Annotated in this window: 6 protein-coding genes; 5 read left to right on the top strand and 1 reads right to left on the bottom strand. The window is 65.2% G+C overall.

All coding sequences use genetic code 11. The annotated features are described in order from the left end of the window. From AC5RWX_RS28050 to ndk, 4 genes are all read left to right on the top strand, one after another. A partial coding sequence (locus tag AC5RWX_RS28050) for a class I tRNA ligase family protein (RefSeq protein WP_494099529.1) occupies positions 1–1,327 on the top strand: 1,327 nt, incomplete at its 5' end. A 3-nt stretch (positions 1,328–1,330) separates the two neighbouring features. Beyond that, positions 1,331–2,689, top strand: coding sequence for a bifunctional folylpolyglutamate synthase/dihydrofolate synthase (locus AC5RWX_RS28045; protein ID WP_494099528.1), 1,359 nt, complete (start codon positions 1,331–1,333; stop codon positions 2,687–2,689). Between the two features lie 4 nt (positions 2,690–2,693). Beyond that, the gene (locus AC5RWX_RS28040; RefSeq protein WP_494099527.1) at positions 2,694–3,161 is read left to right on the top strand and encodes a DUF4233 domain-containing protein; all 468 of its coding nucleotides are present in this window, start codon (positions 2,694–2,696) and stop codon (positions 3,159–3,161) included. A gap of 39 nt (positions 3,162–3,200) precedes the next feature. Further along, positions 3,201–3,620 (top strand): nucleoside-diphosphate kinase, encoded by a 420-nt coding sequence (gene ndk / locus AC5RWX_RS28035; RefSeq protein WP_494099526.1) that lies wholly within the window; start codon positions 3,201–3,203, stop codon positions 3,618–3,620. Between the two features lie 81 nt (positions 3,621–3,701). On the opposite strand, the gene AC5RWX_RS28030 is transcribed toward ndk, so the two are convergent. Next, positions 3,702–4,385, bottom strand: coding sequence for a vitamin K epoxide reductase family protein (locus AC5RWX_RS28030; protein ID WP_494099525.1), 684 nt, complete (start codon positions 4,383–4,385; stop codon positions 3,702–3,704). Between the two features lie 451 nt (positions 4,386–4,836). Here AC5RWX_RS28030 and AC5RWX_RS28025 point away from each other — a divergent pair. Then, the coding region (locus AC5RWX_RS28025) for an Rne/Rng family ribonuclease (RefSeq protein WP_494099524.1) at positions 4,837–7,519 on the top strand (2,683 nt) is incomplete at its 3' end.

Raw genomic sequence — 7,519 nt, 5'->3', positions numbered from 1 at the left:
GAAGATGTCCAAGAGCCTGCGCAACTACCCGGACGTCTCCGAGGTGCTGGACCGCGACGGCTCGGACGCCATGCGCTGGTTCCTGATGTCCAGCCCCATCCTCCGGGGCGGCAACCTGGTGGTCACCGAGCAGGGAATCCGCGACGGCGTCCGCCAGGTCATCCTGCCGCTGTGGAACGTGTACAGCTTCTTCACGCTCTACACCAACGCCTCCAACGGCGGGGCAGGCTATGACGCGAAGCTCCGCTATAACGGCTACGCCGACACGCTGGACCAGTACCTGCTGGCCAACACCGGCGAGCTGGTCCGCAATATGACGGTGCAGCTGGACACCTATGACATCTCCGGCGCCTGCGATGAACTGCGCAGCTACCTGGACATGCTCACTAACTGGTATGTCCGCCGGAGCCGCCAGCGGTTCTTCGACGAGGACCAGGATGCCTTCGACGCCCTGTTCACTGCACTGGAAACCGTGTCCCGCGCAGCGGCGTCCCTCCTGCCGCTGGTCTCCGAGGAGATCTGGCGCGGGCTCACCGGCGGCCGTTCCGTGCACCTGGCCGACTGGCCGGATGCAGACCTGTTCCCGGCCAACCCGGACCTGGTCCAGGCCATGGATAAGGTCCAGCAGATCTGCTCCACCGGTTCCTCGCTCCGCAAGGCAGCAAACCTCCGCGTCCGCCTGCCGCTGCAGGAACTCACGGTAGTGGCACCCGGTGCTGACGTGCTGGGCGGTTTCGCCGGCGTCGTGGCCGACGAGCTCAACCTCCGCTCGGTCCGCCTGCTGGACGCAGCCACTGCCTCCCCGGAGGAGTTCGGGATCCAGCAGCAGCTGGTGGTCAACGCCCGCGCTGCCGGTCCCCGTCTAGGCAAAAACGTCCAGGCCGCCATCAAGGGCTCCAAGTCAGGTGACTGGTCAGTGGACGACGACGGCGTGGTCACCGCAGGCGGGCTCCAGCTGGAACCGCAGGAATACACCCTGGAGACAGTGGTGGCGGAGTCTGAAAGCGGCAGCGCCTCTGCATCGTCTGCTGTCGCAGTATTGCCCGGGGGCGGGTTCGTGGTCCTCAACACTGAGGTCACCCCGGAGCTGGAGGCCGAAGGCCTGGCCCGTGACATGGTCCGCTCCATCCAGCAGGCCCGCAAGGATGCCGGACTGAATGTCAGCGACCGGATCCGGACGAGCATCACGGCTGACCAGGATGTTGTGGACGCTTTGAAAGCCCATGAAAGCCTGATTGTCAGCGAAACCCTGACAGTGGAGCTTGGCCTGCATCACAGCGGCGATGGCACCGAGCCGCAGATCGCCGTCGAAAAAGTAGAGGCATAATCCATGACTGATGAATTTTCCGTAGAGAGCGTCTACGCGGAACTGCTGGGCCGGGCGCCGGAAAACAAGATGGAACCGCGGCTTGCGCCGCTGTTCCGGGCGATGGACGTGCTGGGGGAGCCGAACAAGGCCTTCCCGATCATCCACGTCACCGGGACCAACGGCAAAACGTCCACCGCCCGCATGATCGAATCGGTCCTGCGGGCCCACGGCCTGAGCACCGGGCGGTACACCAGCCCGCACCTGTCCAAGGTCACCGAACGGATCAGCATTGACGGGCACCCGGTATCCGATGAGACCTTCGTCCGGATTTGGGACGAAATCCGGCCGTACCTGCAGATTGTGGACTCCGAGCTGGAAGCTGACGGACAGCCGCGCCTGACGTATTTCGAATGCCTCACCATTCTGGGCTTTGCCATTTTCGCCGACCAGCCCGTCAACGTGGCGGTCATCGAAGTGGGCCTGGGCGGCATCACGGACGCCACCAACGTGGGGGACGGGCTGGTTTCGGTGGTTACGCCCATCTCCCTGGACCATACGGACCTCCTCGGCGACACCACCGAAGACATCGCCTACGAAAAGGCCGGGATCATCAAGCCCGGCGGCTACCTCATCAGTGCCGCCCAGCCGCTTGATGCGGCCCAGGTCCTGCTGGAGAAGGCCAAGGACGTGGGCGTGCCCTTCAAGTTCGAGGGAGTCGAGTTCGGTGTCGAATCACGGACCGTGGCGGTTGGCGGCCAGATGGTCACCATCCAAGGCATCGCGGGACGCTACCCGGATCTGCTCGTGCCGCTTCACGGCGCGCATCAGGCGCAGAATGCGGCTGTAGCTGTGGCTGCGCTGGAAGCGTTCTTCGGCGGCGAAAAGGAGCTCGGCTTCGACGTACTGCAGGAAGGCTTCGCCGAAGTCACCTCCCCGGGCCGGCTTGAGGTGGTGCGCACGGCACCCACCATTGTGGTTGACGCTGCCCACAACCCCGACGGCGTCAAAGTGTCCGCAGCCGCCCTCCAGGAGGCCTTCACCTTCACCAGGCTGGTACCGGTGGTGGGAATCCTCAAGGAGAAGGACGCCGAGGAGATCCTCCGCCAGCTCAAGGAGTCACTCGGCGGGATGGCTGAGGAGTACTGCTTCACCCAGTCAAACTCCCCGCGGGCCGTCCCTGCGACCGAACTCGCCGAACTCGCCATCGACCTCGGCTTCGGCGAGGACAACGTGCACGTCGAGGAGAAACTCGACGACGCCCTCGAGTGGGCCGTCGAACGCGCCGAAGCAAATGACGACCTTTCCGGCGGCGTGCTGGTGACCGGGTCCATCACTTTGGTGGCCGAGGCGCGGATCCTGCTCGGGAAGACGGAGGCGTAAGGCTGTGGCCAAGCTGACCAAAGCCCAGCGCGAATGGCGGCCGGGCATGCCCAAAAAGCGGCGATCCACCAAGGTGATGTTCGCTTCCACCGTGCTGCTGCTTGAAGCCTTTGTGATGTTTTTCGCCACCCTCGCGGTGTTCGGGCTGCGCCGCGGGGAGTTCCCCCCGGCCCTTATCCTCGGCGTGGGCATCGCTCTGAGCGTCGTGATGATCGTGGCCTGCGCCTTCCTCTCCAAGCCCTGGGGCATCGGCCTCGGGTGGATCCTGCAGCTCGTCCTGATCCTTACCGGCATCTTTGAGCCCGCCATGTTCCTGGTGGGCGGGCTGTTCGCAGTGGCCTGGTGGTACGGAATCCGCACCGGTATACGGCTGGACCGGGAAGCAGGGGAGCGGGCCCGAGAGCAGGCTGAATGGGAAGCCGCCCATCCGGACGAGGCGGCCGGGCCAGGCCAGCAGCCGCAGTCCCCGTAGACTTGATCCGAAATCCCTTACCAACGCATTGGAGCAGTTGTGACTACTGAGCGCACCCTCGTCCTGGTCAAGCCCGACGGCGTCGCACGCAACCTCACCGGGGCCATCCTGGCCCGGATCGAAGCCAAGGGCTACACCCTGGTTGAGCTGAAGAAGGTGGACGCGTCCCGCGAGCTGCTGGAGCAGCACTACGAGGAGCACGTAGGTAAGCCCTTCTACGAGCCCCTGGTGGAATTCATGCTATCCGGCCCTGTGGTGGCAGCTATCTTTGAAGGCCACCGGGTCATTGAAGGCTTCCGTTCCCTGGCCGGCACCACCGACCCCACCACGGCAGCCCCCGGAACTATCCGCGGCGACTTCGGACGCGACTGGGGCCTGAAGGTCCAGCAAAACCTGGTTCACGGTTCCGACTCCGCCGATTCCGCCGAACGCGAGATCAAGATCTGGTTCCAGGCGTAGCTTTCACCGGTATGACTGATAAGGCCGATGTTCCTGAAGAACATCGGCCTTATCAGTTACTTCGTGAGGTCTGGCGGGGCTTTAAAAGCCCGAGGTGCCGGCGAAAACCTGGATAAAGGCGAAGAAGATCGTGGCGATGACCGCCACATAAAGCAACGCGGTGATGATCCACCCGGAGTCGCCCAGGATCCGGGCGGCGTTTTCCGGCATCGGAATCACTCCGGCGGTGACGTTCCTGACGGTCACCCAGACGAAGAGGGGAATCATGGCCGCCCAGACGATCATGCAGAATGGGCAGAGGATGCGGATGTCGTAGAGAGCCTGGGACCACAGCCACACCACGAAGGCGAAACCAAGCGTGACCCCGGCCTGCAGGCCCAGCCAGTACCAACGGGCGAAAGTTGCGCCGGCGAGTAGTGACATACCCACGGTGATGATGACGGCGAAGGCCACGATGCCGATGAACATGTTCGGGAAGCCGAACAGGGAACTCTGCCAGGTTTTCATCACGTCGCCGCAGGAAATCCAGGGATTCACGTCGCACACCGTGGTGTGGTTGGGATCCTGGAGCACCGCGAGCTTTTCCAGCACCAGGGTTCCGGAGGCGAGCCAGCCGATGGCCCCAGTGATGACCAGCAGCCAGCCGAAGGGTCGGTTGCGGGTCATCGCCGGGACACTTCCTGCGGTCCTGCCCGCCGGGTCGCTGTCCTGGTTCAGGCTCCGTTCCTGGGCAGGGGTGCCGCTGAGGGGGGAGATGCTGGGCATTGGTGTGGCGTCCTTTTCATCCGGTGCTCCTTGCCTGATTGTAACGCCGGCGGCTGGAAGGACTGTCCAGACGAGTGGAAGGGGCCAGCGCGTTTGGTGCTGCCTCCGCCGGGATTTAGCCCGGGTATGAGAGAATGAACGTGGCTGGAAGCCGAACCACATTCGGACTCCGGTCCGGTGGCTTGTTCCCAAGACCGCCAATGACGAGCAGGGCAGGCATCGGTTCCACCGACGCAGTCTCCCGCGACTCCATTGAGCGGCACCTGGTTGTGGTACGTAGAACAACGGGTTTCAGAACATCCCGCCGGCCCCCACGGGCTGCCGCACCCCACTGCCGGTGCGAACCTGGGGGTATCCACTTGACTTCTGTCAACGCCTGCGGGTTTTGACAATATGTGCCCCAACGGGTGCCGGATGTGGCGGTACGTCAGGGGCAGGAGTGTTGCCACATATGGATAATGAACAAGTCTTAGCCGTTAACGACGAAGCAGCGGCCGCGGAGGCAGACGCTGCACCCAAGAAGGCCACGAGGACGCGCCGGAAGGCTGCACCCAAGGCCGAGGCCCTGATCCCGGAAGCCGACGTCACCGGGGCCGGCACTCCGGAAGGCGCCCCGGCGCGCATTGATGCTTCGGAAGTCGACGCTGCCGATGCCGGTACTGCGGATTCCGGCGCCGCGGAGGCCAAGGCTCCCGTCCGGCGGACCCGCGCCCGGAAGAAGGCGGACACCGCCGAACCGCTCCCGGCTTTCGCCGCAGAGGTGGAATCCGCAGTGGCAGAACCGGAAGCAGTACCCGGCGTCGGGGCCACTGGCGCCGGCACTCCTGAGGTCCCGACTGGGGAGCAGGCCGGAGAACCCGCCGAAACGAAGCCGGTCCGCCGCCGTCGGGTCGCCACCCGGAAGACCTCCGCACCGGCCGCCGCAGCGGAACCGGCAAACATCCAGGCAGCCGATGAGCCGCCTGCCGAAGAGGCCGGCGTGCTTCCGGCCGGGAAGCTCGAAACGGTTGAGGCAGCTGCCATCCCTGCAGCAGCAGGCACCGGTACGGCACCAGCAGAAGCTCCACCTGAAGTGGCTGCCGCGGACACCACGGAAGAAGAGGTGTCCGAAGAGGCACCTTCCGCGGAGCAGGCGTCCGCGGCTTCTTCCAGCCCCTTCGGCACCCTGTTCATGGAACCGGCGTCTCCCACATCCGTGCTGTTCCAGGCACCGGACCTGAGCACGGTGGTGCGCCCGGTTCCCGCCGCTGTGGAAGAAGCAGGGGAGGACGACTCCGACGAGGTGGATGCGGAGGATGCCAACGGCCGCCGCAGGCGCCGTGGCCGGGGCCGCCGTGGACGCAGCCGCCTCGACGAGCGTGAAGCTGACACCGACCTCGAGGCCGGCGAAGGTGCCGACGCAGATGCCTCCGACGACGCCGACGCCGACTCTGCAGGGCAGGTCGAAGAAGGCGTGACATCCCGCCGTCGCCGTCGCCGCCGCCGCGGTGACCAGGACCTTGAGCTTACCGGCGGCGGGGATGATGATCCGCCCAACACCGTTACCCGCGTCCGCGCGCCCCGGGCCGTCACTGAGCCAGCCGTCAGCAACCGGGTGACCAGCGTCAAGGGATCCACCCGCCTGGAGGCGAAGAAGCAGCGCCGGCGCGAGTCCCGCGACACCGGCCGCCGCCGCACCGTCATTACTGAAGCCGAGTTCCTGGCCCGCCGCGAGTCGGTTGACCGGCAAATGATCGTGCGCCAGCGCGATGACAGAATCCAGATCGCCGTCCTCGAAGACGGTGTCCTGGCTGAGCACTTCGTGTCTAAGACCCAGCAGGATTCCCTGATCGGCAACGTGTACCTGGGCAAGGTCCAGAACGTGCTGCCTTCCATGGAAGCCGCTTTCGTGGACATCGGCCGCGGCCGCAACGCCGTCCTGTACGCCGGTGAGGTGAACTGGGAAGCCGTGAACCTCGAGGGCAAGCAGCGGCGCATCGAAAACGCCCTCAAGTCCGGCGATACCGTTTTGGTCCAGGTGACCAAGGACCCCGTGGGACACAAGGGCGCCCGCCTGACCAGCCAGATCTCGCTGCCCGGCCGCTACCTGGTGTACGTACCCGGTGGTTCCATGACCGGCATCTCCCGCAAGCTGCCCGACGTCGAACGCAACCGCCTCAAGCGCATCCTCAAGGACCGCCTCCCCGAGCAGGCCGGCGTCATTGTCCGCACCGCCGCCGAGGGTGCTTCCGAGGAAGAGCTGACGCACGACATCAACCGGTTGCGCGCGCAGTGGGAGGGCATCGAGAGCCAGTCAAAGTCCACCAAGATCCTTGCCCCTGAGCTGCTCTATGGCGAACCGGACCTCACCATCAAGGTGGTCCGTGACGTCTTCAACGAGGACTTCTCCAAGCTGATCGTCTCGGGCGAGGAAGCTTGGGACACCATCGAGGCGTACGTTACCTACGTAGCGCCGGACCTGGTGGGCCGCCTCGAGAAATGGACCAAGGACCAGGACATCTTCGCTGCCTGGCGCATCGACGAGCAGATTCACAAGGCACTGGAGCGGAAGGTCTTCCTGCCCTCCGGCGGTTCGCTGGTGATTGACCGCACCGAAGCGATGACCGTGGTGGACGTCAACACCGGCAAGTTCACCGGCAGCGGCGGCAACCTCGAAGAGACGGTGACCAAAAACAACCTTGAGGCTGCCGAAGAAGTTGTCCGCCAGCTCCGCCTCCGCGATATCGGCGGCATCATCGTCATCGACTTCATCGACATGGTCCTCGAATCCAACCGCGACCTCGTTCTCCGCCGCATGGTGGAATGCCTGGGACGCGACCGGACCAAGCACCAGGTGGCCGAAGTTACGTCACTCGGCCTGGTGCAGATGACCCGTAAACGGATGGGCACCGGGCTCCTCGAAGTCTTCGGCGAGCAGTGCGAAGCGTGCGCCGGCCGCGGCGTGGTCACCTACGACGACCCCGTGGAGCACCGGCGTGCCAACATTGTGGCCGCCGAGCACCACGTCCAGCGGACCGACAGCCGGCCGGAAGCCCGTAGCGAAGGCCACCGCAGCGATGCTCAGCGCATCGACAACAACCAGCCCGGCGCACGCCCGGACCGCAAACGGCGGCGGGGCCGCGGCGGCCAGCAGC

It is taken from the genome of Arthrobacter sp. SPT-J7 (genome assembly GCF_059089965.1).
This window is presented reverse-complemented; position numbering and strand designations above follow the sequence as displayed.

What these genes read in the sequence shown, in the direction of transcription:
- AC5RWX_RS28045 (WP_494099528.1), top strand. Translation starts at nt 1,331, where the DNA reads ATGACTGATGAATTTTCCGTAGAGAGCGTCTACGCGGAACTGCTGGGC.
- AC5RWX_RS28030 (WP_494099525.1), bottom strand. Translation starts at nt 4,385, where the DNA reads ATGCCCAGCATCTCCCCCCTCAGCGGCACCCCTGCCCAGGAACGGAGC.